Origin of the sequence: Novosphingobium sp. RL4, from assembly GCF_035658495.1 — a bacterium.
Classification (GTDB): Bacteria; Pseudomonadota; Alphaproteobacteria; order Sphingomonadales; family Sphingomonadaceae; genus Novosphingobium.
The window spans coordinates 460,001-485,041 of the sequence record NZ_CP141944.1; the positions used below are offsets into that span (position 1 = coordinate 460,001).

A 25,041-nucleotide genomic window follows, 5' to 3' on the forward strand; every position below is an offset into this window, starting at 1 on the left:
CCAGCGGCATCGCACACGCGCTACCCACCAGCATAGCGCGCAAACCCTCACAAACTCCGATATGATCAATCTCGAAACGCGTCGCCATGATGCGCTTTGGGAAAGGAAGTCGCTTGGGAGCCGGGATCGAGTTCGAATGCCTCGCTACGGGATTCTATCTCGAAGCCCTCCTCGTTGACGGCGAGGATGTCTGGTTTACCGACGTCGTGGAAGGCGGTGTGCGGAAGGTTGGAGGGGACCGGATCTTACTGCCTGAGCGCTCCATGGTCGGCGGGCTGTTGTTGAACGAGGATGGCAGCCTGCTGGTGAGTGGTGGCGGGGGTATCCAATGGGTTCACCCTGCAACGCATGCCTTCGGCAATCTCGTCGATGGACTGGCCGGTGTGAACGAGATGCGCTCGGATGGGGCTGGCGGCATATATTTCGGCACGATCGATCTTGCCGCGATCCTCGCCGGCAGGCGACCGGCACCTTCATCCATCCAGCACCTTTCGAGCGAGTGCGTGCTCTCTCAAGTACGTGGCGGGCTGGCGTTTGCGAACGGCCTGAGTGTCAGCGCCGATGGCTCTTTTCTCTATTTCAACGTGAGTTTTAAGGCCGTCAGGGCTTTCCCGATCGAAAAGGGCGGGAGCCTGGGCGAACCGATCACGCTTCTGGACATGCCGGATTGCGACGGGATGGCACTGGATGCAGAAGGCAATCTCTGGATCACCGGTTTTGCTTCGGGTGAGCTTCGCTGCCTCCGTCCGGATGGAAGCGAAGTCCGGCGCCTTGCATTGCCAGGAAAGGCCTGCACCAACGTCCGCTTCGGCGGGGCTGATCTGAGCGATCTATATGTAACGATCGTCGACCCCGGCTCAGCACAGGCTCTAGCCGAAGGGCAGCCCTTGAGGGACCGGAACTCTGTAATCTATCGTACACGGAGCCCTGTTCCGGGAGCGCCGCTTGCAACGGCCTGTTTCAGGCTGGGCCGCGAATAGCTGATGCTCGCGCGCCCATAAGAAAAGGCGGCCTTGCGACCGCCTCTTCCCTCCTCTCCAAATCTTTGATGGCCGGTCCGTCTTTGCGCGGTCCCTGACCGACCTGGAACTATTGCCTCAGCCGCCCTGGGCGTCGGTTTCGGCGGCAGCCATGCGATCGCCCTGCATGTAGGGGATCGGATTGACCGCTTCGCCGTCAACGCGGACTTCGTAATGCAGGTGCGGGCCGGTAGAGTTTCCGGTGGTGCCGACGAAGCCGATCACGTCGCCCTTGTGGACCATCTGGCCTTCGGCAACGTTGAGGCGCGACATGTGACCGTAACGGGTTTCGAGGTCTCCGCCGTGTTCGAGCGAAACGAACAGGCCGTAACCGCCGAACCAGGCTGCCTTGCCGACGACGCCATCAGCCGTAGCGTAAATGGGAGTACCGATCGGCGCGCCGAGATCGATGCCCTTGTGGGCGCGGCGGCCGCCGAGGATCGGGTGGTTGCGCATGCCGAAGCTGCTGGTCAGCTTGAGGCCTTCAAGCGGAGTACGCGAAGGGATCGAGACTGCGCTGAGCTTGGCCGCGCCAGGAATGGCGGGCTTGGCCTTGGCGGAAGCGAGGCCGGTTTCCTCGAAGTTCTGCCAGGAGCTGAAAAGGTTGCGGAACTGCTCGTCCTCACCGCCGCCGGCCGACTGGTTCGCGGCCTGCGAGGCACGAAGCGGGGCGGAGATATCGGCAGCGGCAGCGCTGCTGTTGGCCATCGCCGGGTGAGCGGCGACAAGGGAACCTGCGACGGCGACGGCACCGGTCACTGCGCGGAACTTGGCGAAGAATTTCGTTACGACCACTCGCAATACCTTGTTATCCGCCGCGTGCTGCGAAGCCACGACGCTTGTTCTAAGCAGGCGAACCGAAGGTACGCCGCGCAAACCCTAAGTTTTGGAGATGGTCGGAACCCCCCGCCGTCTCTCGAATTGGAGTTATGCCGAACGGATTAGATCAGGCAAGTCCGGCATATAGATCCCGCGATAAACCGGCAGCGAGACGCGCCGAGTCGTTGAACGGTGGCTTAACGGCCCCTCCAAAGTGGCGGGAAACCAAGGATTTCCAGAGGCTGTCCCGGTCCTCGTCCAACCGTTTGGCGACATCGGCGAAATGAATTGCGCCGAACCGGACGTGCCTGATTTCGTCGTCAAGGATTCGCTCGAGGATGCGCGCGCCGCGTTCGTCGCCGTTAGCCCGGACGCGTTCGAGAGTGGCCGGGGTCACATCGAGACCGCGCGCTTCCAGCACCATCGGAACCACTGCGAGGCGGGCAGCCACGGCGTGACGGGTTCCATGCGCTGCTTCCCAGAGGCCATCGTGGGCGGGCAGCGCGCCGTAACGGCTGCCGAGTGTTCGCAGATGGCGATCGAGCAGGGCGAAATGCATCGCCTCGTCCGCCGCGACCGACAGGAAATCGCTTACGAACCCCTCGTCCATCTCCCCGCCGAAGCGCCCTGCCATGTCCAGTGCAAGGTCGATCGCGACGAATTCGATATGGGCCAGCGCATGCCACAGGGCGATCCGGCCGCGCTCGGACCCGCCCTTGCCGCGTTTGGGCATGCGGTTCGGGGGCAGCAGTTCGGGCGCGTCGGGCCGTCCGGGCAGGTCGGGCATTTCCACGTCGAACGCGAAGGAGAGTTTCCCGAGCCGCCAGTCGCGCGCGACCTTGCGCGTGGCCATGGCCTTGGCCCAGGGATTACATTCGAGCAGCGCTTCGCGGATGGCTGCCGCCACGGAACCGGTCATCAGAGTGCCTTCGCGGCCTCCAGTACCTGCTGTGCGTGATCCTTGACCTTCACCTTGTCCCACACGCGGGCGATCTTGCCGTCGGCGCCTATCAGGTAGGTGGTGCGGACCATGCCCATGTAAGTGCGGCCGTAGTTCTGCTTTTCGGTCCAGATGCCGAGCGCGTCCGAGAGTCCGTTTTCCTCGGCGTCAGTGGCGAGCGGCGCCTTGAGATCGTGCTTGGCAATGAAGTTCTGGTGCCTTTTGGCGGAGTCCTTGCTCACCCCGAGGAGTGCGGTTCCGGCCGCATCGAACTGGTCCTTCAGGGCCGAGAAATCGATGTTTTCCGTGGTGCAGCCGGGAGTGCTGTCCTTCGGATAAAAGAACACGACCAGTTTCCTGCCCGCGAAGTCCGAGACTTTCACGGTGCCGCCTTCCGGCGTTTCGAGCGCGATATCGGGGAATGCGTCGCCGATGCCGAAGTGTCCGGGGGCACGAGTGTTCATGGGGTGGTCTCCAGTGTTTCGTCGAAGGCCTGTTGCCAGGCCGCGGCAACTTGCGCGCGGGCCCGGGCCAGGCTGTTCTCGAGGTCTTGCCAGTCGCCATAGCCACATGCGCGCACCAGCGCCATGCAGGCGGCATCCACAGGTTTCAGCGAATCGGGCGCGAGCAGGCGGGCGGCGACAAGCAGGCGCGTCAGCACGTCATGCGCAGGCTCGAGGCTTGCCGGAAGCAGCCCTTGCGCAGCCAGCAGGCGGACCGCCTCGCCCAGGTCGGCATCGAGACCTTCCCCGCTGCGCAACTGGGTGAAGTGGACAAGGAATTCGAGGTCCACCAGCCCGCCGCGCATCAGCTTGACGTCGAGCGGGCCTTTCGGCGGCTTGTGGCCGGCCATGCGGGTGCGCATCTCCAGTACGTCGGTGCGCAGCCGGGCCGGATCGCGGGGAGCGGTGAGCACATCGCGGATGATCGTGCCCAGTTTGCCGCGAGCTTCGCGCGAGCCGCGGAGCGGACGGGCGCGGCAGAGTGCCATGTGCTCCCAGGTCCATGCCTGCTCCTGCTGGTAGCGGGCGAAACTGTCGAGGCTGGCGGCGGGCGGGCCCTGCTCGCCGGAGGGACGCAGCCTTGTGTCCACTTCGTAAAGCGCGCCTTCGGCGGTTTGCACGGAGAGCGCGGCCGTCACCCGCTGGGACAGGCGGTTGTAGTAGAGCGTGGCGCCGAGCGGCCGCCGCCCATCCGATTCCTGCGAGAAATCGCCGGTGAAAAGATAGATCAGATCGAGGTCGGAGGCGTGTGTGAGCACGCCGCCGCCCATTCGGCCAAGGCCCAGTACAACGACTTCGCTACCGGGCACGCTGCCATGAACGTCCCGGAATTCCGTTACCGCCGCGTCGGTCAGAACCACGAGCGCGGCCTCTGCGATCCGGCCGAGGGCATGGCCGATGTCCAGCGGGTCGTTCACGCCTTCGATCAGTTGCACGCCCAGGGCAAAGCGGCGATCCCCGACCTTGCGACGGACCGTATTGAGCTTGCGTTCGTAATCGTCGCCCGGTTCGAAGCGAGAGAATTCGGCGATCAGTTCGGGCAGGGTGCCGGGCAGGTCGAAGGCGCTTGCGTCGATCAGGGGGTCAAGCAGGTCAGCACGCCGGGCAAGCGAATCGGCGAGCGGGGGAGCGAGGCTGAGGATTCGCGCCAGCCGCTCGATCAGGGCCGGGCGTGCCTCGAGCAGGCGGAACAGGTTGATCGCCGTGGGCAGGTTGTTGAGGAGCTGTTCCCAGCGCGCCATGGCGCGCTCCGGCTCGGGTGCCGCGGCCAGGGCGGCAAGCAGGTTCGGGCGAATCGCTTCGAAGGCAAGCCGTGCCGCGTCGCTGCGCAGGGCCCGCATCCGGCCCGAAAGCCAGCCTTCGATCCGGACGACCATGGCGTCGGGATCGGCAAACCCCAGATGCATCAGTTCGTCGCGCAGGTCTTCCTGCGGAGGCGTGGCAATCGCGATTGCAGGCCCGCTGGGCATATTGGCCATGACCAGCGCATCGTAACGCTCGCCGACGGCTTCGGTGATTTCGGTCAGCTCGGCAATCAGGGCGGCGCCGTCCGGCAGGCCGTCCAGACGGGCGACTTCGTCCAGCAGTTCGGGCCTGGTCGGCAGGGAATGGGTCTGCTGGTCCTGCATCATCTGCAGGCGGTGCTCGACGGTGCGGAGCCGATCGTAGCTTTCGCCAAGCAGACGCGCATCCTCGGGCGGGACGAGCCCGGCTTCGGCCAGTGCGTCCAGCGTGGCGCGGGTGCCGCGCAGGCGCAGCGCGGGGTTGCGGCCGCCGTGGATGAGCTGGTGAGTCTGGGCGTAGAATTCGACCTCGCGAATGCCGCCGCGCCCTTTCTTGAGATCGAAGCCGGGACCGACAGTGACGCTTCCGCGGGTATTGGCGCGGATCTGCGCGGTAAGGCGGCCGATTTCGGCAATGGCGCCGAAGTCGAGGCTCTTGCGCCAGACAAACGAGCGGATCGCGGCAAGGAATGCCTCGCCCGCCGCAATGTCGCCCGAGCAGGCGCGGGCGCGAATGAAGGCTGCGCGCTCCCAGGCGAGGGCGGAGGATTCGTAGTGAGTGAGGGCGCCATTTATCGAGATCGCCAGCGGGCTGACTTCGGACGCCGGGCGCAATCGCAAGTCGGTTCGGAAGACGTAGCCTTCCTCGGTTACCCCGGCGAGCGTTTCGACCACGGCGCGGGCCACGCGCTGGGCGGCTTCACCGGGCTCGTCGCGGTCACGGCGGGGGAGGAGCTGCGGATCGAACAGCAGGATCGGATCGATGTCAGAGCTGTAGTTGAGTTCGCGGGCACCATGCTTGCCGAGCGCCAGGGCAAGGAAGCCCGCAGGCTCGGCATCGGGCACGCGGCGGCGGATGCCCTCGGCAATGGCGGCGTCGAGGGCGCGGTCGGCCAGGGCGGACAGTTCGCCCGTCACCGTGAGCAGGGGGAAGGCCCCGGCAAGGTCGCCGATCGCGAGGGCAAGAGCCATGGCCTGCTTTTCGCGCCTCAGCGCCGCACCGACGCTGGGAGCGCCTTCACCGGCGGCACGCGCCCAGTCGAGCGCGGCCTCGCCTCGTCCCGCAGCGAGCAGTTCGGTCAGGGCGGGCAGCCGGTCGAGCGCGCTGGAGAGATAGGGGGCGTGGGCGCGGGCGCGGGCGATCGCGCCGGCCCAGTCTGCTTGCATTTCGGCATCCATCCCGGCTTCCTGCCCGGCACTGTCGCCAAGGGCAAGCATCAGACGATCATTGCAGCATGCTCTTCGGCCCGATGATTGCGGGATTGCCCCAGGGCCGGCGCTCTTCTATCGGCTCGGCCGTTCCCGCGGCACAAGCCTTGCGCCGCGGCTGAAGGAGGTTGCCCCGTGACGTTCGCCCTTCCCCCTGAATGGCATCCGCAGGACTGGATCTGGATCGGATTTCCGCACGATCCCGTCGAATGGCCGGGTTTCCTCGAAGCCGCGCAAGTGCAGATGGCCGAATTCGCCTCTACCGTCGCCGAATCGGGACAGGAAGTACGCCTTGTCGTGCGTGACGAGGCCAACCGTGCGCGGGCGGCTTCGCTGGTCTCGTCGAAAGTCTCGCTGGAAGTGCGCCGTTATGGCGACGTCTGGCTGCGCGATACCGGGCCGCTGGTCGTGGCCGACGGAAACCGGGCGCTCAAGGCGATGCGCTTCGGCTTCAATGGCTGGGGCGGCAAGTACCTGATGGACGGCGACCAGGAGATCGGCGCCGAACTGGCTCGCGATGCCGGGCTGGAGGTGGAGACGTCGGACTGGATACTGGAGGGCGGCGCGCTCGACGGTGATGGCACCGGGCTTGTCGCCACGACAGAGCAGTGCCTGCTCAACCCCAATCGCAATCCGCACCTCACCCGTGCCGATCTGGAAATGCGCCTGAAGCGCGATCTGGGCTATGACCGGGTGCTGTGGCTGGGCGATGGTCTGATCAACGACCACACTGACGGCCATGTCGACAATCTCGCCCGCTTCGTGGCGCCGAATGTCCTGGCCCTGCCGCGTGCGACGGGACCGAACGACCCGAATGCCGGGATCTACGCCGATGCCAAGGCCCGCGCCGAGGCAATGGGCGTGACGGTGCGCGAGGTTCCTTCGCCGGGACGCGTCGAAAGTGACGGGCGGATCGAACCGGCCAGCTACATGAACTTCGCGATCACCTCGAAGCTGGTGGTCGTGCCGGTCTATGGTACCGAGCACGACGACGAGGGCGTCGCCGCGATTGCTGCGTTGTTCCCGGACCGCGATACCGTGGGAGTCATGGCGGACGCCGTGCTGGCGGGCGGCGGGTCGTTCCACTGCTCCAGCCAGCAGATGCCTTCCCGCTGACCGGGTGTTCCGTCCGGCTCAGGGCCGGACGGAGTCCCACGTGCCGGTAGAAAGAAGTTACCGGCACGAAAACCACCCGATTTAACCGATTTGCAACGCCTCACGGGCCATGACGGCGTTCATGGCACGTATCGTCGCACTTGCGCTCAGCGCTCATGGTCTTCGGCCCCAGGGCCTGAAGGCTTCGAACCTCACGCAGGCGGGCGCTCTGCGCGGTATTCTTGTGTGCGGATGCGCACTCGCGCTCATTCTCGCCAAGGCTTCGCTCCCCTTCTGACGGGGCGATGCGCCGCCGGGGGTACCGCGCGGCAAAGGATTTCCCTTCCGTTTCAGAACATTTTTCGCGCAGATTTACGGCTCGCCGTTTCTGCTGCACCGCACATCGTGTCTGCTGCGTTGCAGCAAAACATTGTCACGAATGGTCGATGCAATCGAAATCATCCTTCCCCAGTTTACCTCTCGCGGTGACTGGAAAAGGAGATTCACCATGCGCCATATGACTGACGCCGAGCGGGCTCGCCTTCGCCAATCGCTCATCGGGAATTTTCTGCTATTGCTGTTCGGGCTGGGCGTGCTCGGATTTCTCGTGGCGATCGACAGGGCTGACTGGTTCACCCTGAGGCCGGTTTCGGGAACCTCGGTCGCGCTTTCACATGCCTCGGCCCAAGGAGGGGATTCCGCCAAGCGATGATCGTCACACCTTCGCTGCAACCCGTCCAGATATTCCGCGAGATCTGGAAACCGCTGACATTGCTGTTCGTCTGGGACGTCATCGTCACGGTGACCTACTTCGTGCTGCCGTTCCATGCGCCCGAGCTGCCGGTGACGCTGTTCGGTTCGGCGCTGGCGCTGTTCCTCGGCTTCCGGAGCAATTCGGCTTACCAGCGATGGTGGGAAGGTCGCGGGTTGTGGGGGCTGATGATCAATGCGAGCCGCAACATCGCGCGCGCCGCGCGCAACTTCATGCCCGATCCGGACGCGGCCGAACTGAAGCGCCGCATCGTCCTGCGCCAGATTGCCTACGTCAACGCGCTGCGCTGCCAGCTTCGCCGCATCAAGCCCGATGCGGAAGTGCTGCGCATGCTTTCGCGCGGGGATGCCGATGCCTCGCTGGAACGGGCCAATACCGCCAACGGCATTCTCGACGAGACTGGCCGCCGAATCGATGAAGCGCGCCAGAAGGGCTGGATCGACACGATCCAGCAGGCGCAGATGGAAGCCGTGCTGGTCGATATCGCCAATGCGCAAGGCGGGATGGAGCGGCTGAAGAACACGCCGCTGCCCTATCAGTACCGATTCTTCCCGATCGTCTTCACGCACATGTTCTGCATCCTGCTGCCGATCGGACTGGTCGAGACGCTGGGCGTGGCCACGCCGCTCGGCTCGACGATCGCGGGAATCATGTTCCTTGCGGTGTTGGCCATCGGCGACGACCTGGTCGATCCTTTCGCCAATACCGTGCACGATCTGCCGCTGAACGCCATGTGCCGCACCATCGAGATCGACCTTCTCCAGTCGATCGGCGAGGAAGCGCCGGCGCCGATCACGCCCGACAAGCAGGGTATCCTGTGGTGATGCGTTGACCTTCCGCCATGGAAGCCTAGGAGCATAGCCATGGCCAAAGCAGACCGCCTCGAACGCATGGACAACCGCCGTGCCGATCTCGAAATCGAATATCGCGCCGCGCTCGTCGATGCGCTGCGTGTCACCGCCGCGGGGCAATGGGGCCTGTTCGACCACAACAAGGACAAGCAGGCCCGGGCCAAGGCGGCGCCGATGGTCGATGCGCTCAATGAGCTGGCAGACGAGATCGACGATCTTCGCGAACAGCTCGACATGGAATGCTTCGCGCTCCATCAGGAATTCCTCGCCGCGCGCGGCCCGGTCCGGGCAGACGCGGTGGGAGAGCCGAAGCAGGCGCAGGCCTGGCTGGAGCGCCTGAAGCAAAACGGATAACCACGCCGCCCGGGCGGCGTGCGCGCATTCCGGAAGGTCGCGGCGAATATCCGGGAGATTACCCCCGGATATTCCGCAAGGTGATTACGCTCCGGCCGTCTCGAAAGCGTCCATCGTCAGTTCCAGGGACCGGATCTGCGCATCGGGGTCGAAGATCGCGCCGGACACGATCAGTTCGTCGGCGCCGGTGCGCTCGATGAAGGCGTGGATCTCATCCCGAACCCGCGCCGGCGTGCCGATGGCGCTGACCGAGCGGACCTGTTCGAGCATGGCCTTGGCCGGGCCGGGCAGGCCTTCGCGATAGTTGCGGATCGGCGGGGGCAGGCGTCCCGGCGTTCCCGTGCGCAGCGCGACGAAGCTCTGATCGGTGGAGGAGGCGAGGTAGCGGGCTTCCTCGTCGCTGTCCGCGGCAACCACGTTGATGGCGGCCATGAAGTGAGGCTTGTCCAGCACCTTGCCGGGCTGGAACCGCTCGCGGTAGATGCGCGCCGCCTCGTCGAGCATGGCGGGGGCAAAGTGCGAGGCGAAGGCGTAGGGCAGGCCGAGCATGGCAGCGAGCTGGGCACCGAACAGGCTGGAGCCGAGGAGCCACATCTCAACGTCCGCCCCGTCCGCCTGCGGCGAGGAGACCCCGCCCACCGCCTGTCCGGCGAAACGGGCCTGAAGCTCCACCACGTCCTGGGGAAAGCGTTCCGACGCGCCGTGGATGTCCTTGCGCAGGGCATTGGCAAGGCGGCCGTCCGCACCCGCTGCCCGGCCGAGGCCCAGGTCCACGCGGCCGGGGAACAGCGCCGCCAGCGTGCCGAACTGCTCGGCGATCACATAGGGAGTGTGGTTGGGCAGCATGATGCCGCCCGCACCGATGCGAATCGTCGATGTCGCCGCGCCGATGTGCGCGAGCACGACCGAAGTGGCGCCGCCCGCGATCCCGTCCATCCCGTGGTGTTCCGCCACCCAGTAGCGCCCATAGCCGGCCTTTTCGGCAGCCTGCGCGGTGCGGGCGGAAATGGCGAGCGCTTCGGCGACAGTGCCGCCTTCGCGCACGGAGACGAGATCGAGGACGGAAAGCGGGATCATGGCTTTGATGTTCCTTCTGGCCCCAGCTGGCTGAGGTATTCCTTGGCGGTGGCGGCGTAAGGGCTTTCGGGGCTCATGGTGAGCACCGAGTTCCAGCTACGGCGCGCGGCTTCGTCGCGACCCGCCATGACGGCGACGACACCGGCTTCGAGGCCGATCTCGGGGTCTTGCGGGGCAAGCTGCGCGGCTTTCTCGATCTGGGTCTGGGCTTCGATCAGCTTGTTCTGGCGGCGCGAAAGCGTGGCGGAAAGCAGCCAGGCCTGCGCATTGTCGGGATCGGCGGTGCGCGCGTCGGTGAGGGCGGCAGCGGCTTCGTCGTTCTGGCCGACCGAAACCAGCGCGCGGGCCCGGTCCAGCGCGATCGAACCGCCGAGCGAGCCGTCATTGGCGGTCTTCGCCTCGGCGGCTGCCGGGCCGAGCAGCATGAGCGCTTCTCCGGCCTTGCCGTCCGCCAGCGCGGCATTGCCTGCCATCGCGCCCAGCCGCGCACGGCTGAGATGGTCGCCGGGATCGGCGATGTCGCGGGCCTGGGTGAAGGCGGCGCGCGCTTCGTCCCAGCGGTTGAGGTCGGCAAGCGCAACGCCGAGGCAGAGTCCGGCGCGCACGCGTTCGCGGCCTTGCGCGCTGGAAAGGGCCTTGCGGGCGATATCCGCGGATCGTTCGGGATCGGCCTCCACCGCGAGCAGGCAGCCGTTCTCCGCCCGCAGCGGGAGCGGGCCGGAGAACTGGGCGGATTCGGAGCGTCGCTTGCGCTCCTGATCTTCCTTCTTCTCGACGATTTCGCGCGGGAGCGCCGAGGCGTAAGGGCTGGAAATGCCGCCCGCGTCGAGAGTGGACTGCATCAGCATGAGGGGAAGAAGGAAGGGCATGGGGGGACGGTCCTTAGATCAGGCCGCCGGATCGCGGGCGAGGATCAGTTCGGCAACCGTGCGCAGCAGCAGGTGGATGTCGGACTCGCGCGAGAGGCGGTGGTCACCGTCCTTGATGAGCGAGACCTGCACATCGGCTGAACGCAGGCGTTCGGACAGGCGCACGGAAATCTCCCAGGGCACTTCCTCGTCCCGCTGGCCGTGCAGCAGGCGGACCGGGCCGTCGAAGGCGATTTCCTTTTCCAGCATGAGGTTGGCCTGTCCGTCAGCCCAGAAGCCGGGGTGAGTCGGCGTGGGTTCGGGGCCGTAGGGATTGTCTTCCCAGATCGTTTCGCCATCCGCGAGAACGTTCTTGTCCATCTGGGCGATGCCCCATTCGGTGAAGTCGGGGGCGGCGGCGATGCCGATCAGGCCCCTGACCTTGTCCGGCCCGGATGCGGCCAGCGCCTCGGCGACCATCAGCATGAGCCAGCCGCCCATCGAGGAACCTACCAGCACGACCTGCCCCAGCCCGGCCGCCTCGATCACCGCAAGCACTTCGTCCCGCCAGCGGGTGAGCGTGCCATCGGCAAAATCGCCGGGACTGTCGCCGCAGCCGGAATAATCGAGCAGGAGGCAGGGCCGTCCGCCCGCCCGGGCCGCTTCGAATACTGCCGTGGCCTTGCTGCCGGCCATGTCCGACATGTAGCCGGGCAGGAACACGATCGTGGGTCCGGTGCCGGGAGTGAAGCGGTGGGCGATGCGGCGCCCGTCGGGCAGCTCCAGATAACGCGTGTCGGTCATGGCGGCTCATCTGGGGGGTGAGCGCTTTCAGGACAAGTGCCGATGATTGCAAGAGTTCCGGTTGCCCCGTTCGCGGTTCGCGGCATAAGGCAGTGTCAAAGCGCCTGAAACAGGAAGTCGCCCCCCGAATGTCCGCGCAGATTCTCGACTTCCCCACGCGTCCCAGCCGTCTTGCGATGCGTCTCGAATGGTTCGCCACCGAACGTTCGGTGCTGCTGGCGATCTGGGCGCTCTATTTCGCGCTGCGGGTGGCGGTGCTGCTGATCGACGTGGCGCCCACTTCCGATGCCGCCTGGTACTTTGGCCGCGCGGCCAGCCTCGCCACCGGGCAGGGATATGCGGAAAACGGCATTCCCACGGCGTTCTGGCCTTCGGGCTGGCCGCTCGCGCTTTCCGTGGCGTTCCACCAGTTCGGCATCTCGCAGGTTACGCTGGGTCTGTTCAATCTCGCTTCGGCGATGATGATCGGGGCGGTGACGCTGGCGCTCGGCCGCCACCTGTTCGCCAACGAAGCGGCGGCGCGCGGCGGGCTGCTGCTTCTCGCGGTCTATCCCAATGCGATCGGCTATGTGCCCCTGGCCCTGACCGAGGTGTTCTACACGATGCTGCTGCTTGTCGGTTGCTGGACGGTGATCGTGCGGACCACTCGCTGGCAGCTGGTCGGAGCCGGGCTGGTCTTCGGATTTGCCACTCTGGTGAAGGCGCAGACGCTGGTGGTGGTTCCGCTGCTGTTCGCGATCGACTGGCTGCGTGCCCGTCATGTCTGGCAGCGGCTTCCCGGCCTTCTGGCAGAGGGGGCGATCGTCGTCGCCGTGGCGGGGCTGGTGGTGTTGCCGTGGTCGCTCCGCAATCGCGCTGAGCTGGGCCACTGGGTCGCGGTGTCGACCAATGGCGGCTATACCCTGCTCACCGGGAACCACGATACCGCCACCGGCGACTATTCGCCCGATGCGCCGGTGGTGAAGCGGCTGATGGCGCGCGGCGATCTTGATGAAGTATCCCGCGATGCCGAGGCGGGAAGACTCGGCGCGGCGTGGATCAGGGAGAATCCCGGAAAGTTTCTGGCGCTGGCGCCCCGGAAGCTGATGCGGCTCTGGCTTCCCGATGGCGAGGCGGAATGGGCCTATCAGGGCGGCGCGCCCGGCTATTCCCGGTTCGAGATCGCCTACCGCGCGGTGCGCTACCTCAATCAGGGCTACTACGCCCTGCTCATGCTGGGGTTCGTGCTGGCCTTCGTGGTCATGACCGTGCGGCGCCTGCATGAGCGGATGCGCTGGGCGGGCTGGTGGTTGCTGCCTTACGGTGTCGGGCTCTATCCGACGCTGATCTGCCTGGTGTTCTCGGGCCAGTCACGCTTCCATTACCCGGTCATGCCGTTCGTCTGCATGACCGTGGGCTGGCTGGTGGCGGCGGCGGTGGAGCGGATCGCATGGTCGCGGCGGAAGCCGATGATCCACTAAGCGATCAGAGCAGGCCACTAAGCGATCAGAGCAGGCCACTAAGCGATCAGAGCAGGGCGGGCGCGATCACCCGCACGATCACCGTGCCTGTGGAGGCTTCCGCGCTTTCCGCCTTGCGATGGCCCGAAGCGCTGTCGTGAAGCAGCGTGAGGCCGACGGCGAGCGCGAGCGCCAATGCCACACCGGCCCCGATCCTGCCAAACCGCCCCGACATCCTTCACCCCTTCAGGAAAATTTCCTCGATCCTCATAGCAAAAACCTCGGCAATGCGAAATGCCAGAGGCAGCGAGGGGTCGTACTTGCCGGTTTCGATGGCGTTGACGCTCTGCCGGCTGACTTCCAGCCGTTCGGCAAGGTCCTGCTGGCTCCATCCGCGCTCGGCACGCAGCACTTTCAGGCGATTGTTCACGAACGGTCCGTTCCCGAGGTCGCGGTCTTGTCGGTGTCGCCGCCGATCCCGCCGAAAGTGAGGCGGTTGAACAGGGCGCCGACCGCCAGTCCCGCGCACCAGATCGGCATCACGAAGAACACCGGCAGGCGGGGCACTTCGGGGGAATAGAGTTCGAGAATGCCCCACATGCTGGTCGCCGCCAGCATCATTCCCGTGGCGACCAGGAACTTGCGCACTTCGAGCATGCGCAGATATTCGTCCTCCAGTTCCACCAGCAGGCGGCCCATCGCCCAGAGCCAGCCAATCACGGCCAGTCCGGGAAGGATGGAAATCGCGATGGTCCGCGCATCGGCCGGGGCGTGATCGGGAATCAGCGCGCTCGCCAGCGCGATCCCGCCCACATAGGCCGCGGTGATGGGAAGGAAGCGCAACATGTAGCGGCGGTGGGCCTGTTGTGACGAACCCATGTCCGGATTCTCCTCTTGGCAAGAATGGTCAAGGAAGCATTACAATGTGTAAAGTATCATTGTCATTTCGAGCGTCGGAGTCAAGCGTGCTTTACATCGAGGTCGGATCCGAACACGGGGTGACTTTTCCGGGCGGTGTCGCTACATGGGCGGCGATGACGCAACTGCGCACCGCCTCGATCACTGGCACGACCACTACTACCACCCGGCGCTCCCGGGGGCGGTTGGTCGCGGCCTGATCGCGCTGCCACCGTCGCCCGGGGTTCGGGCGAGCGGCGTCACTCTCCCGAATTCGGCCAAAATAGCGGCGCCAGAGCTTCACCCGCGCGCGCCTCTGTGCCATTGGGCCAGGGAAATTCAGCGCGCCGGAAACGGGAAAGACGAGTTCGATGTCCGAGATGTTCAAGATCAGCCTGCCCGACGGTTCGGTCCGCGAGATGCCGCAGGGCTCCACCCCGGCCGATGTCGCCGCCGCCATCGGTCCCGGCCTCGCCAAGGCCGCGCTTGCCGCGAAGATCGACGGCGAGCTGGTGGACCTGAGCCTGCCCTTCACCGGCGATGCCCAGCTTGCGCTGGTGACCAGCCGCGACGAGGAGGAGGCGCTGGACCTCGCCCGTCACGACTTCGCACACGTCCTGGCCGAAGCGGTGCAGGCGCTGTTCCCCGGCACGCAGATCACCTTCGGCCCTTCGACGGACGATGGCTTCTACTACGACTTCGCCCCGAACCCGGAGCGCGGGCCGTTCACCGATGACGACCTTCCGGCCATCGAGGCCGAGATGCGCAAGATCATCGCCGCCAACAAGCCGCTGCGCCGCGAGGTCTGGGACCGCGAAACGCTGATCAGCCGCTGGAAGCAGCAGGGTGAGAATTTCAAGGCCGAATGGGCCGCCGAACTTCCGGGCGACGAACCGCTGACCGTCTACTGGTCGGGCGAGGACTGGCTGGACATGTGCCGCGGCCCGCACCTGCCCTCGACCGGCAAGCTGGACCCGGCGGCCTTCAAGCTGACGCGCGTTTCCGGCGCCTATTGGCGCGGCGACCAGAAGAACGCGATGCTTTCGCGCATCTACGGCACCGGCTGGCTGAACAAGAAGCAGCTTGCCGCGCACCTTACGCGCCTTGAAGAAGCCGCCAAGCGCGACCACCGCAAGCTGGGCAACGAGATGGACCTGTTCCACCTCCAGGCCGAAGCGCACGGTTCGGTGTTCTGGCACCCCAAGGGCTACGTGATCTATCGCGCGCTTGAGGATTACATGCGCCGCGCGATCAGCCAGGCTGATTGCAAGGAAGTGAAGACGCCGCAGGTCATGGACGCGCGGCAGTGGGAAGCGTCGGGCCACTGGGGCAAGTACCGCGAGAACATGTTCGTCATCCCCGACGAAGTGCCCAATACCGAGGATGACGGCCCGATCATCTCGGACGACGCGCAGTGGATGGCCCTGAAGCCCATGAACTGCCCGGCGCACGTCCTGATCTTCAAGCAGGGCATCAAGTCCTACCGCGACCTGCCGCTGCGCATCGTCGAGAACGGCTGCTGCCACCGTAACGAGCCGCACGGCGCGCTGCACGGTCTGATGCGCGTGCGCCAGTTCACGCAGGACGATGGCCACATCTTCTGCCGCGAAGACCAGATCGTCGGCGAAGTGCAGGCCTTCTGCGAGATGGCGGACCGCGTCTACAAGGACTTCGGCTTCACCTACTCGATCAAGCTGGCCCTGCGCCCGGACAACCGCATCGGCACCGAGGAGCAGTGGGACAAGGCCGAGGCCGAACTGCGCGACGCCGTCGTACGCGCGGGCCTTGCCACCGAGGAATACGGCTGGGAAGAACTGCCCGGCGAAGGCGCGTTCTATGCGCCCAAGCTGGAATGGCACCTGACCGACGCGATCGGCCGCACCTGGCAGGTCGGCACGATCCAGTCCGACCGCATGCTGCCCGAACGCCTCGACGCGCACTACATCGGCGAAGACGGCGAGAAGCACCGCCCGGTCATGCTGCACCGCGCGATCTTCGGTTCGTACGAGCGCTTCATCGGTATCCTGATCGAGCACTTCGCCGGCAAGCTGCCGGTCTGGCTCGCCCCGGTTCAGGCCGTTGTGACCACGATCGTCTCCGACGCGGACAGCTATGCGCAGGAAGTTTCGCAGAAGCTCAGGGCCGCAGGCGTGCGCGTGGAGACAGACGTGCGCAACGAGAAGATCAACTACAAGGTGCGCGACCACTCGCTGAAGAAGGTCCCGCATCTGGTCGTGGTCGGCAAGCGCGAGGCCGAGGAAGGCACCGTCGCCATCCGCACGCTGGGGGCCGAGCACCAGAAGGTCATGACCCTCGACGATGCCATCGCCATGCTCAAGGCCGAGGCCACCGCGCCCGACTTGCGCTGACGATGTGGCGCCGATGATCCGGCCGGGCACTTCCGACGACGCCCCGCGCGCCTTCGCCATCTGGCGCGCGGCGGTGGAGGCCACGCACGGCTTCCTGTCGGCGCAGCACAAGGCCGAAATCGCCGTGCAGGTCGAACAGATGCTCCCGGCGGTCCCCTTGTGGATTGCCGAGGATGCAGGCGGCACGGCGCAAGGCTTCATGGTCTTCGCAGGCGGATCGATCGAAGCCCTCTTCGTCGATCCGGCGGTCCACGGGCGGGGTTTCGGCTCCGCGTTGGTCGCCCATGCCCTGATGCTGGAGCCGCAGGCCTGCGTCGATGCCAACGAACAGGCCGACAACGCCTTGCCCTTCTACGAATCGCGCGGTTTCAAGCGCACCGGCCGATCCGAGCGCGACGCGGACGGCCGTCCCTATCCCATCCTTCACTTGCGCCATCCCGGAAAGACATCAGCATGATCAAGCGCGAACTCATCGACACCGCGTGGATTCCTGACGGGGAGAAGCTCGAACTCTACAAGCACGATCAGGACTTCATGATCGTGCTTGGGCACAACGAGCTTATGTCCTCGCGCAAGTGGGGTAGCGAGGAAGCGCTCGCCACCATGTCCTGGGATCGCATCAAGGGCATCACCAAGCGCCCGCACATGCTGATCGGCGGCTACGGCATGGGCTTCACCTTGCGCGCGGCGCTCCGCACCCTGCCCGAGGATTCGAAGCTGACCGTGGTCGAACTGGTGCCCGAGATCATCGAATGGGCGCGTGGCCCGATGGCCGAACTGGCGCAGGGCTGTCTGGACAATCCCCGCGTCAACCTGGTCATGGGCGATGTCGCCCATGTCATCGACGCGGCACGGGCGGACTACGATGCGATCCTGCTCGATGTCGACAACGGCCCCGATGGGCTGGTGCGCGAGGACAACAACCAGATCTATTCGAAGACCGGGCTGCGGGCGGCGCGCAATGCGCTGACGCCCGACGGCGTGCTGGCGATCTGGTCCGCCGGGCCGGATCCCGCCTTCACGCGCCGGCTGGAACGCGCCGGCTTCAAGGTGGAAGAACTGAAGGTGCCCGCGCGCAGCAACGGCAAGGGGCCGAAGCACGTGATCTGGTTCGCCACGCCGGAATGAGGCCAGCGGGCGGGAGAATGCTCCGCTCGCCCACATATCCGGCCCGATGCCGCGGCGGGGAGGGCGCTTCCCCCGAGACGCTGCCCGTCGATAACTCCCCGGACGATATCTTGCCGGTTCGAATTGCCGGCGCGGCGCCCAATTCCCGCGCGAGGCATTCGAGAGCGCCTCGGAGCAGGGATCGGACGGCGCGGATCGGCGGAAGACCTGCCGCCGTCCGATACGTTCGCGGCGTATCATCCGCAAATGCGAGATGCCGGGACGGGAAATTCAATTTCGCCAAGGGGCATTGACCGCACGGCAAAATTGCCCGAACCCCACCGCCCATGAGCAAGGCAGACGTTGTTATCGTGGGAGCCGGGCACGGCGGTGCGCAATGCGCTATCGCCCTTCGCCAGAACGGTTTCGAGGGGACCATCACCGTCATCGGCCGCGAGCCGGAGCATCCTTACGAGCGTCCGCCGCTCTCCAAGGAGTACTTCGCGCGCGAGAAGACGTTCGACCGGCTGTACATCCGCCCGCCGACCTTCTGGGCCGAAAAGGAAATCACCTTCAAGCTCGGCACCGAAGTGACCAAGGTCGATGCCGCGGCGCGGGAACTCACGCTGTCGAACGGCGAGACTTACGGATATGGCAAGCTGGTCTGGGCCACGGGCGGCGATCCGCGCCGGCTTTCGTGCTCGGGCGCGGACCTCGCCGGCGTCCATGCGGTGCGCACCCGCGAGGACTGCGATACGCTGATGGCCGAAGTCGATGCGGGCACGAAGAACGTGGTCGTGATCGGCGGGGGCTATATCGGGCTTGAAGCGGCGGCCGTGCTCTCGAAGATGGGCCTTTCGGTCACGCTGCTGGAAGCGCTGCCGCGCGTCCTCGCCCGCGTTGCCGGAGAGCCGCTCTCGGAATTCTACCAGAAGGAACACCGCGACCACGGCGTGGACCTGCGCACCGGTGTCGCCGTCGAATGCCTCGTGGGGGATGGCCACAAGGTGACCGGCGTGCAGCTTGCCGATGGCGCGGTGCTTCCCGCCGAGGCGGTGATCGTGGGCATCGGCATCGTTCCGGCGGTCGGTCCGCTGATCCTGGCGGGCGCAGCGGGCGCCAACGGCGTCGATGTGGACGAATACTGCCGCACGTCGCTGCCCGATATCTATGCCATCGGCGATTGTGCCGCTTTCGCCTGCGACTTTGCGGGCGGCGCGGTGATGCGGGTGGAATCGGTGCAGAATGCCAATGACATGGCGACCTGCGTGGCCAAGGCGATCTGCGGCGACGAGAAGCCGTACAAGGCCTTCCCGTGGTTCTGGTCCAACCAGTACGACCTGCGCCTGCAGACGGCCGGCATCAACCTCGGCTTCGACCAGACGGTGATTCGCGGCAATCCCGAGGATCGCAGCTTCTCGGTAGTCTACCTCAAGGAAGGCAAGGTTCTCGCGCTAGACTGCGTGAACATGGTCAAGGACTACGTGCAGGGGCGCAAATTGGTGGAAGCGGGTGCGAAGCCCGATCTCGCGGCGCTGGCCGACAAGGAAAAGCCGCTCAAGGAACTGCTCTGATTTCGGGAACCTCCCCGCCGCTGGCCGGTGGGGAGGTTTCCAATCGCCGTGCCGCCCAGTGCGCTGCTTCGGACACGGCCGGATCGGGGTCGCCCAGCAGAGGCTCCACTTGCGCCATCAGGGCCGGGTTGCCGTTGTTCCCCGCCGCGTAGAGGCAGTTGCGCACGAAGCGGTCGCGGCCGATGCGCTTGATCGGAGAGCCCGAGAACAGCTTGCGGAAGCCCGCATCGTCCAGCGTCAGCAGGTCCGCCAGCTCCGGTGCGGTGAGCTCGGCGCGGGGCAGGAACGCCTTGAGACGGCTGGCCGTCTCGGCGAACTTGTTCCACGGACAGACGGCCAGGCAATCGTCGCAGCCGTAGATGCGGTTGCCCAGCGCCTCGCGGAACTCCTCCGGGATCGGCCCCTTGTGCTCGATGGTGAGGTAGCTGACACAGCGGCGGGCATCGAGGCGATAGGGTGAAGGGAACGCAGCGGTCGGGCAGGCATCCTGGCAGGCGCTGCACGATCCGCAGCGATCGGGGCCGGGTGCGGAAAGCGGCAGGTCCAGCGTCGTGTAGATTTCGCCCAGGAACAGCCAGGATCCGTGATCGCGGCTCACCATGTTGGTGTGCTTGCCCTGCCAGCCCAGCCCGGCGGCGGCCGCCAGCGGCTTTTCCATGACCGGGGCGGTATCGGTGAAGACTTTCACGCCGGCCGGCCCCAGCCCGCGCTTGTCGGCCTCGAAGACCAGCCACCGGGCAAGGTTCTTGAGCGCCTTCTTCACCCAGTCGTGATAATCGGCGCCCTGGGCATAGACCGAGATACGGCCCACCTCCGGCGTTTCGGCAAGCAGCAGCGGATCGCCGGCGGGGGCATAGCTCATGCCCAGCGCGATCACGCGCCGGGCCTCGGGCCAGAGCCCTTGCGGCGAGTGGCGATGATGCGCGCGATCCGCCATCCACTCCATCGAACCATGCATGCCTTCGGCCAGCCACGAATCGAGCCGCGCAGCCCGATCCGTATCCTCCTCCGCCGGCGCGATGCCGAAAGCGCAGAACCCCAGCTCCCGGGCTTGCGCCTCGAGATCGCGGGTCAGGACATTCAGAGCATCGTTAACCAAGCTTGCGGACTCTCCGGTTCATAGACACGGTCAGGAAGGGGCTTCGCATGAATGTCGCAGTAGGAGATTGGTCCTTGGCCAGCAACTTGGAAGGGCACTCCCTCGCGATCGAGGCGAAAGGGCTCGTAAAGCGCTTCGATGGCTTCGCCGCGGTCGACGGTGTGGACCTTCAGGTGCCTGTAGGTGCCGTTTACGGCATTCTAGGTCCCAATGGGGCGGGCAAGACCACGACCCTGCGAATGCTGCTGGGAATCATCGATCCGGATGCCGGAATGCGCAGAATACTGGGCTCCGAGCGTCCCCATGACATGGCCCATGCGATCGGCTACCTGCCCGAGGAGCGCGGGCTCTACCCGGCGATGAAGGCCACCGAAGCGATTGCCTTTCTCGGCGCCCTGCGAGGCCTGCCGCTCGGTGAAGGGCGCAGGCGCGCGCACGAACTGCTTGAACAACATGGCCTCGGTTATGCAGCGGACCGGCAAATTCGCCAGCTTTCCAAGGGGATGGCGCAGCAGGTGCAAATCCTCGGAACACTCGTGCACCAGCCCCGCCTCGTCATCTTCGACGAACCATTCTCCGGTCTCGACGCGCTCAACCAGGGCAAGCTGGAGCGGATGATCCGCCAACTCGCGGAAGGCGGGACGACAGTGATCTTCTCCACCCACGTCATCGCCCATGCCGAGCGTCTTTGCGACGAAGTGGCCATCATTGCCGGCGGAAAAGTGCCGTTTGCAGGCCCGGTTGACGTCGCCCGCGACCGGATTCCCCAGCAGGTCCGCCTTGAAACGCGGGAACAGGACGGCCCATGGCGCGCGGCCCTGCCGGAGGATGCGCGGCGCGAAGGACACCTCTGGAGTTTCTCGCTGCCGGAAGGCGGCGCCGAACCGCTCCTGCGTGCCCTGGTCGAAGGCAACGCCGGCATCCTTTCGCTCTCGATCGAACGCGCCGGATTGCATGACGCTTTCGTCGCCATCGCCGGGGAGGCTGCCGCCAAGGCTCTCGATGCGGGTTTGGAGCAGGAGGGGGCGCAGCGATGAGCAAGGATTTTCGCATGGGCCGTCTTTCGGTCCTTGCCGCAGCCTGGGTCGTTGCCCGGCGAGACTTCACGGCAATCCTTTTCAGCCGCAGTTTCTTCTTCTTTCTGCTGGGGCCTCTGTTCCCGGTCATCATTGCGGTATTGGCCGGGAGCCTTGGTTCGCAGGTGGACCAGAGCCAGGAACGCCCGGTCCTTGGCGTGGCGATGCAGGCGGACGATGCCAGGGCCATGGAGCGCGCGCGCAGGGAACTGGGGCCTTCGCTCGATGACGCGCTTCCCCGGATCAAGCTTGTCCGCAGTCTGGCGCAAGGCGAGACTTACGATGCCGCGCAGGCGCTCGTCTCCCGGCGGGAGAATGTCGTCGCCATCGTCTCGGGGTCTCTGGACAAGCCGGTTCTGACCGGTCCGGCCGGACTGATCGAGGCCTGGCGCGGTCCGGTCTCGATGCTGTCGGAACAGGCGCGTTCGGGGCGTAGGCTTGCTTATCCGGTCGTCGCGCTCAAGCCTGTCGCCAGCAGCAGCGCGACAGAGCGGCAGGGACGTTTCGCCACCGCGCAAGGCGCGCAGACGCTGCTGTTCCTCCTGACGATGATGCTGGCGGGCATGGTCCTGTCCAACCTTGTCGAGGAAAAGGGCAACAAGATCATCGAGGTTCTGGCGGCCGCGATCCCGATGGATGCGGTGTTCCTCGGCAAGCTCTTCGCCATGCTCGCGGTTTCGCTGGTGGGGATCGCAACCTGGGCGGCGGCGGGTGGCTTGCTCTACGCTGCGGGTGGTGTTTCGCTGGACCGGATGCCTGAACCGGCGGTCGGCTGGCCGTTACTCGTTTGCCTTGGCGTGATCTACTTCGCCATGGCCTACATGCTGCTGGGGTCGGTGTTCCTGTCGATCGGTTCGATGGCGACGACAGTGCGCGAGGTGCAGACGCTCTCGATGCCGGTGACGATGGCGCAGCTCATGGTGTTCTTCTTCGCGAGCTTCGCCATGACGCAGCCGGGCAGCGCGATCGAGATCGCGGCAGTGCTCTTCCCGTTCAGTTCGCCCTTTGCGATGCTTGCCCGCGGAGCAAGGGATCCCGCGATCCTGCCACATGTCCTGGCGATCGGATGGCAGGTGGCATGGGTGGTTCTTCTGGTACGTGGAGGCGCGCGCCTGTTTCGATCGCGGGTCATGAAGTCCGGCCCTGCCAGAAGCGCGCCGAAAATCGGCAAGCGCCGCCTGTTCCTGCGAAAGTCGGGCGGCTGACCGAACCTGCCTGTAGTACAAAGAGTGCGTGTGATGAAAATGGTACGGACGGCGGGACTCGAACCCGCACTGGGATACCCAAAGGGATTTTAAGTCCCCTGCGTCTACCATTCCGCCACGTCCGCACGCGTAGAATTGGACGCGATCTGGCAGATCGCGCGCGGTGGGGCAACCGGGGAACCGGATTTATGCCGGTTCCTGCCCCGTTCCGGCGATCACGTCACTCCACGTTGAGGCGTGCGCGCATTTCCTTGCCGGGTTTGAAATAGGGAACCCGCTTTTCCGGAACGTCCACGCTTTCGCCCGTGCGGGGGTTGCGGCCGGTGCGGCCCTGCCGATTCCGCGTGGAGAAGGCGCCGAAGCCGCGCAGTTCGATGCGGCCCCCATCGGCGAGCCGCTGGGCGATCTCGTCGAAAAAGGTATCCACGGCGCGTTCGACATCCTCGGCGCGCAACTCGGGATTCTCCTTGGCCAAAGCGAGCAGCAATTCGGATCTGATCATCGCGTGCTTCCCTAAAAATATGCCGTTCGGAAAAATCCCGAGGTCATTGGCGAATCATAATATTTCGCGCGACACGGGTCCGCCAGCCATAGAAAATGCCATTGCGGTTCATTTCGCGCAATGGCTCACCAGAGGTAGTGAAATCCTGCTCAGCCGGACGCCGGTAAGCGGCAATCCACCGGGCAGGGGCCCATTTACACCGCCGATTTGGCCGCTAACTTCCCCGCTTTCAAGCTCTCCGGCTAGCTTTCCGGGCGACAGGACAAAAGAAGGGCGCATGAAGGATATAGCAACCTGGAACGAGGGAGACTGGATTGCCGCGATCGGCGCCATTCTGCTCTTCGCCGTACTCGCCATCGGCGGCGTCATCGCCACCCGCAAGAGCGAGGAATTCGTTGGCCACCCGCGCGGCCTCTTCGTGCTGTTCTACGCCGAGATGTGGGAGCGGTTCTCCTACTACGGCATGCGCGCGCTGCTGATCCTCTACCTGACCAAGTTCTGGCTGTTCAACGATGGCAGCGCGAACCTGATCTACGGCGCCTATACCAGCCTCGTCTACATCACCCCGGTGCTCGGCGGCTATCTGGCAGACCGTTATCTTGGCCAGCGCAAGGCCGTGCTGTTCGGCGGTATCGTGCTGGCTGTCGGTCACCTGTTCATGGCCTATGAGGGCATGCACGGCGTGGCCGATCCGGCGATCAAGCAGGCGGACCCGGCGATCAACGTGTTCTGGCTGGCGCTGGCGCTGATCATCGTCGGTTCGGGCTTCCTCAAGGCGAACATCTCGGTGATCGTCGGGCAGCTCTACAAGATGACCGATTCCCGTCGCGATTCGGCTTACACGATCTTCTACATGGGCGTGAACACCGGCGCCGCGCTGGGTACGATCCTGGTCGGCTACCTCGGCGAGACGATCGGCTGGTCGTGGGGCTTCGGCTTGGCAGGCATCGGCATGCTGCTGGGCCTTCTGATCTTCGTGGCGGGCCGTCCGGCGCTGAAGGGACGAGGCGAGCCGCCCAAGCCGCTGGCGAAGAAGGGTGAACTCACACTCTACGGCATCGGTATCGGCTCGGTTGCGGTGATCTGGTTCCTGATCCAGTATGTCAGCGTGATCCAGTCGCTGCTGGTCGTCTCGGGTATCGCGATGCTCGGCTATACGCTTTACGAAGCGTTCAAGCTGCCCAAGGAGCCGCGTGAGCGCATGTTCGCGATCCTGTTCCTGATCGCGCTGAACCCGATCTTCTGGGGCCTGTTCGAGCAGGCCGGCGGTTCGCTGAGCCTTTATACGGACAAGTTCGTGGACCGCGGCGGGGTGCCGACCAGCCTCTTCCAGTCGATCAACCCGATCTACATCGTGCTGTTCGGCCCGATCTTCGCGGCGCTGTGGCAGTACCTCGGCAAGAAGGGCATTGAGCCCTCGGCACCCGCCAAGTTCGGCCTTGCGCTGATCCAGGTCGGTCTTGGCTTCCTCGTCTTCGTATGGGGCGCAGGCAGCGGCGATCCGGCGGCGATGACCTCGGTGCTGTTCGTATTCCTGATCTACGCGCTGCACACTACCGGCGAACTCTGTCTTTCGCCCGTGGGTCTTTCGGCCATGACCCGCCTTTCGCCGCTGCACCTCGGCAGCTTCATCATGGGGGCATGGTTCTACATGACCGCCGTGGGCAACTTCGTGGCGGGCAAGATCGGTGAAGCCACCGGCGGCGAAAGCGGCGTGATGAACAAGGAAGTCACGCTGGGCATCTATTCCACGATCGGCTGGTCGACGATCGGCGTCGCCGTCGTCGTGCTGGCGCTTTCGCCGCTGGTGAAGCGCTGGATGCACCTCGATACGCTGGAGGATCGCAACATCGACCGCGATCTCGCCGGCCAGAGCGAACTGGGGCTCGAGGCGCAGGAAGCCGGGTACCACCCGGAAACCAAACCTCACTGACATAAAACCGGCCCGGAGAACCCAGAGTTCTTCGGGCCGGATCGCAT

General features: G+C 65.4%; 26 protein-coding genes and 1 tRNA gene. 14 read left to right on the forward strand and 13 right to left on the reverse strand.

Features of this window, described 5'->3' with window-relative positions; translation table 11 throughout:
* Nucleotides 1-113: 113 nt before the first annotated feature.
* Nucleotides 114-980: an SMP-30/gluconolactonase/LRE family protein gene (locus U9J33_RS02285; protein ID WP_324697590.1), complete on the forward strand. Its 867-nt coding sequence runs from the start codon at nt 114-116 to the stop codon at nt 978-980.
* Nucleotides 981-1,097: 117 nt separating this feature from the next.
* Here the strand turns inward: U9J33_RS02285 and U9J33_RS02290 are convergent, their stop codons facing one another.
* From U9J33_RS02290 to U9J33_RS02305, 4 genes are all read right to left on the reverse strand, one after another.
* Nucleotides 1,098-1,814 (reverse strand): M23 family metallopeptidase, encoded by a 717-nt coding sequence (locus U9J33_RS02290; RefSeq protein ID WP_185998288.1) that lies wholly within the window; start codon nt 1,812-1,814, stop codon nt 1,098-1,100.
* Between the two features lie 151 nt (nt 1,815-1,965).
* Entirely contained in the window at nt 1,966-2,757 is a 792-nt protein-coding gene (locus U9J33_RS02295) for a ferritin-like domain-containing protein (protein WP_324697593.1), read from the reverse strand.
* Nucleotides 2,757-3,242: a peroxiredoxin gene (locus tag U9J33_RS02300; protein ID WP_324697595.1), complete on the reverse strand. Its 486-nt coding sequence runs from the start codon at nt 3,240-3,242 to the stop codon at nt 2,757-2,759. The genes U9J33_RS02295 and U9J33_RS02300 overlap by 1 nt, the downstream gene beginning before the upstream one ends.
* Nucleotides 3,239-5,950 (reverse strand): bifunctional [glutamine synthetase] adenylyltransferase/[glutamine synthetase]-adenylyl-L-tyrosine phosphorylase, encoded by a 2,712-nt coding sequence (locus U9J33_RS02305; protein ID WP_324698993.1) that lies wholly within the window; start codon nt 5,948-5,950, stop codon nt 3,239-3,241. The genes U9J33_RS02300 and U9J33_RS02305 overlap by 4 nt, the downstream gene beginning before the upstream one ends.
* Nucleotides 5,951-6,127: 177 nt before the next feature.
* On the opposite strand from U9J33_RS02305, the gene U9J33_RS02310 reads away from it, so the two are divergent.
* The 5 genes from U9J33_RS02310 to U9J33_RS02330 all read left to right on the forward strand — a co-directional run bounded on the left by U9J33_RS02310 (nt 6,128) and on the right by U9J33_RS02330 (nt 9,064).
* Entirely contained in the window at nt 6,128-7,108 is a 981-nt protein-coding gene (locus U9J33_RS02310; RefSeq protein ID WP_185998285.1) for an agmatine deiminase family protein, read from the forward strand.
* A 121-nt stretch (nt 7,109-7,229) separates the two neighbouring features.
* On the forward strand, nt 7,230-7,385 hold the full coding sequence (locus U9J33_RS02315) for a hypothetical protein (protein ID WP_156336816.1): 156 nt from the start codon (nt 7,230-7,232) through the stop codon (nt 7,383-7,385).
* Between the two features lie 210 nt (nt 7,386-7,595).
* On the forward strand, nt 7,596-7,799 hold the full coding sequence (locus U9J33_RS02320; protein WP_243692675.1) for a hypothetical protein: 204 nt from the start codon (nt 7,596-7,598) through the stop codon (nt 7,797-7,799).
* Nucleotides 7,796-8,683 carry a bestrophin family protein gene (locus U9J33_RS02325; protein ID WP_054441151.1) on the forward strand — a complete coding sequence of 296 codons (888 nt, stop codon included), beginning with the start codon at nt 7,796-7,798 and terminating at the stop codon, nt 8,681-8,683. Before U9J33_RS02320 ends, U9J33_RS02325 begins: the two co-directional genes overlap by 4 nt.
* Nucleotides 8,684-8,722: 39 nt before the next feature.
* On the forward strand, nt 8,723-9,064 hold the full coding sequence (locus U9J33_RS02330; RefSeq protein ID WP_324697600.1) for a hypothetical protein: 342 nt from the start codon (nt 8,723-8,725) through the stop codon (nt 9,062-9,064).
* Nucleotides 9,065-9,148: 84 nt separating this feature from the next.
* Here the strand turns inward: U9J33_RS02330 and U9J33_RS02335 are convergent, their stop codons facing one another.
* Genes U9J33_RS02335 through U9J33_RS02345 form a run of 3 tightly spaced genes read right to left on the reverse strand, consistent with a single transcriptional unit; the run spans nt 9,149 to nt 11,793 of the window.
* Entirely contained in the window at nt 9,149-10,141 is a 993-nt protein-coding gene (locus U9J33_RS02335) for an LLM class flavin-dependent oxidoreductase (protein ID WP_185998283.1), read from the reverse strand.
* Nucleotides 10,138-11,010: a tetratricopeptide repeat protein gene (locus U9J33_RS02340; protein ID WP_185998282.1), complete on the reverse strand. Its 873-nt coding sequence runs from the start codon at nt 11,008-11,010 to the stop codon at nt 10,138-10,140. Before U9J33_RS02340 ends, U9J33_RS02335 begins: the two co-directional genes overlap by 4 nt.
* Before the next feature lie 18 nt (nt 11,011-11,028).
* Nucleotides 11,029-11,793: an alpha/beta fold hydrolase gene (locus tag U9J33_RS02345; RefSeq protein ID WP_054441147.1), complete on the reverse strand. Its 765-nt coding sequence runs from the start codon at nt 11,791-11,793 to the stop codon at nt 11,029-11,031.
* Between the two features lie 128 nt (nt 11,794-11,921).
* Here U9J33_RS02345 and U9J33_RS02350 point away from each other — a divergent pair, with 128 nt between their 5' ends.
* Nucleotides 11,922-13,253: a glycosyl transferase gene (locus tag U9J33_RS02350; protein WP_324697603.1), complete on the forward strand. Its 1,332-nt coding sequence runs from the start codon at nt 11,922-11,924 to the stop codon at nt 13,251-13,253.
* 46 nt (nt 13,254-13,299) lie between these two features.
* Here U9J33_RS02350 and U9J33_RS02355 read toward each other — a convergent pair whose 3' ends face one another.
* The 3 genes from U9J33_RS02355 to U9J33_RS02365 are packed head-to-tail and all read right to left on the reverse strand — an operon-like array spanning nt 13,300 to nt 14,111.
* Nucleotides 13,300-13,467, reverse strand: a complete 168-nt coding sequence (locus U9J33_RS02355; protein WP_156336813.1) for a hypothetical protein — start codon at nt 13,465-13,467, stop codon at nt 13,300-13,302.
* 3 nt (nt 13,468-13,470) lie between these two features.
* Nucleotides 13,471-13,662, reverse strand: a complete 192-nt coding sequence (locus U9J33_RS02360; protein ID WP_324697606.1) for a helix-turn-helix transcriptional regulator — start codon at nt 13,660-13,662, stop codon at nt 13,471-13,473.
* Entirely contained in the window at nt 13,659-14,111 is a 453-nt protein-coding gene (locus U9J33_RS02365) for a hypothetical protein (RefSeq protein WP_324697608.1), read from the reverse strand. Before U9J33_RS02365 ends, U9J33_RS02360 begins: the two co-directional genes overlap by 4 nt.
* Nucleotides 14,112-14,500: 389 nt before the next feature.
* Between U9J33_RS02365 and thrS the strand changes: the two genes are divergently transcribed.
* The 4 genes from thrS (at nt 14,501) to U9J33_RS02385 (ending at nt 19,179) form a co-directional block, all read left to right on the forward strand.
* The gene (gene thrS, locus U9J33_RS02370; RefSeq protein WP_054441143.1) at nt 14,501-16,498 is read left to right on the forward strand and encodes a threonine--tRNA ligase; all 1,998 of its coding nucleotides are present in this window, start codon (nt 14,501-14,503) and stop codon (nt 16,496-16,498) included.
* Nucleotides 16,499-16,511: 13 nt separating this feature from the next.
* Nucleotides 16,512-16,955 (forward strand): acetyltransferase, encoded by a 444-nt coding sequence (locus tag U9J33_RS02375; RefSeq protein ID WP_324697610.1) that lies wholly within the window; start codon nt 16,512-16,514, stop codon nt 16,953-16,955.
* On the forward strand, nt 16,952-17,626 hold the full coding sequence (locus U9J33_RS02380) for a spermidine synthase (protein WP_054441142.1): 675 nt from the start codon (nt 16,952-16,954) through the stop codon (nt 17,624-17,626). Before U9J33_RS02375 ends, U9J33_RS02380 begins: the two co-directional genes overlap by 4 nt.
* A gap of 326 nt (nt 17,627-17,952) precedes the next feature.
* Nucleotides 17,953-19,179: an NAD(P)/FAD-dependent oxidoreductase gene (locus U9J33_RS02385; protein ID WP_054441140.1), complete on the forward strand. Its 1,227-nt coding sequence runs from the start codon at nt 17,953-17,955 to the stop codon at nt 19,177-19,179.
* Here the strand turns inward: U9J33_RS02385 and queG are convergent.
* Nucleotides 19,163-20,278: a tRNA epoxyqueuosine(34) reductase QueG gene (queG, locus tag U9J33_RS02390; RefSeq protein ID WP_324697613.1), complete on the reverse strand. Its 1,116-nt coding sequence runs from the start codon at nt 20,276-20,278 to the stop codon at nt 19,163-19,165. The two genes, U9J33_RS02385 and queG, sit on opposite strands and share 17 nt — an antisense overlap.
* 47 nt (nt 20,279-20,325) lie before the next feature.
* On the opposite strand from queG, the gene U9J33_RS02395 reads away from it, so the two are divergent.
* Together U9J33_RS02395 and U9J33_RS02400 are read left to right on the forward strand one after the other, a co-directional pair.
* Nucleotides 20,326-21,315 (forward strand): ABC transporter ATP-binding protein, encoded by a 990-nt coding sequence (locus U9J33_RS02395; RefSeq protein ID WP_324697615.1) that lies wholly within the window; start codon nt 20,326-20,328, stop codon nt 21,313-21,315.
* Nucleotides 21,312-22,559 (forward strand): ABC transporter permease, encoded by a 1,248-nt coding sequence (locus U9J33_RS02400; protein ID WP_324697617.1) that lies wholly within the window; start codon nt 21,312-21,314, stop codon nt 22,557-22,559. Before U9J33_RS02395 ends, U9J33_RS02400 begins: the two co-directional genes overlap by 4 nt.
* 40 nt (nt 22,560-22,599) lie before the next feature.
* On the opposite strand, the gene U9J33_RS02405 is transcribed toward U9J33_RS02400, so the two are convergent.
* Nucleotides 22,600-22,684 (reverse strand) — tRNA-Leu (locus tag U9J33_RS02405).
* A 95-nt stretch (nt 22,685-22,779) separates the two neighbouring features.
* On the reverse strand, nt 22,780-23,061 hold the full coding sequence (locus tag U9J33_RS02410; RefSeq protein WP_054441134.1) for an integration host factor subunit beta: 282 nt from the start codon (nt 23,059-23,061) through the stop codon (nt 22,780-22,782).
* 277 nt (nt 23,062-23,338) lie between these two features.
* Between U9J33_RS02410 and U9J33_RS02415 the strand changes: the two genes are divergently transcribed.
* Nucleotides 23,339-24,994 (forward strand): peptide MFS transporter, encoded by a 1,656-nt coding sequence (locus tag U9J33_RS02415; protein ID WP_054441132.1) that lies wholly within the window; start codon nt 23,339-23,341, stop codon nt 24,992-24,994.
* Nucleotides 24,995-25,041: the final 47 nt, after the last annotated feature.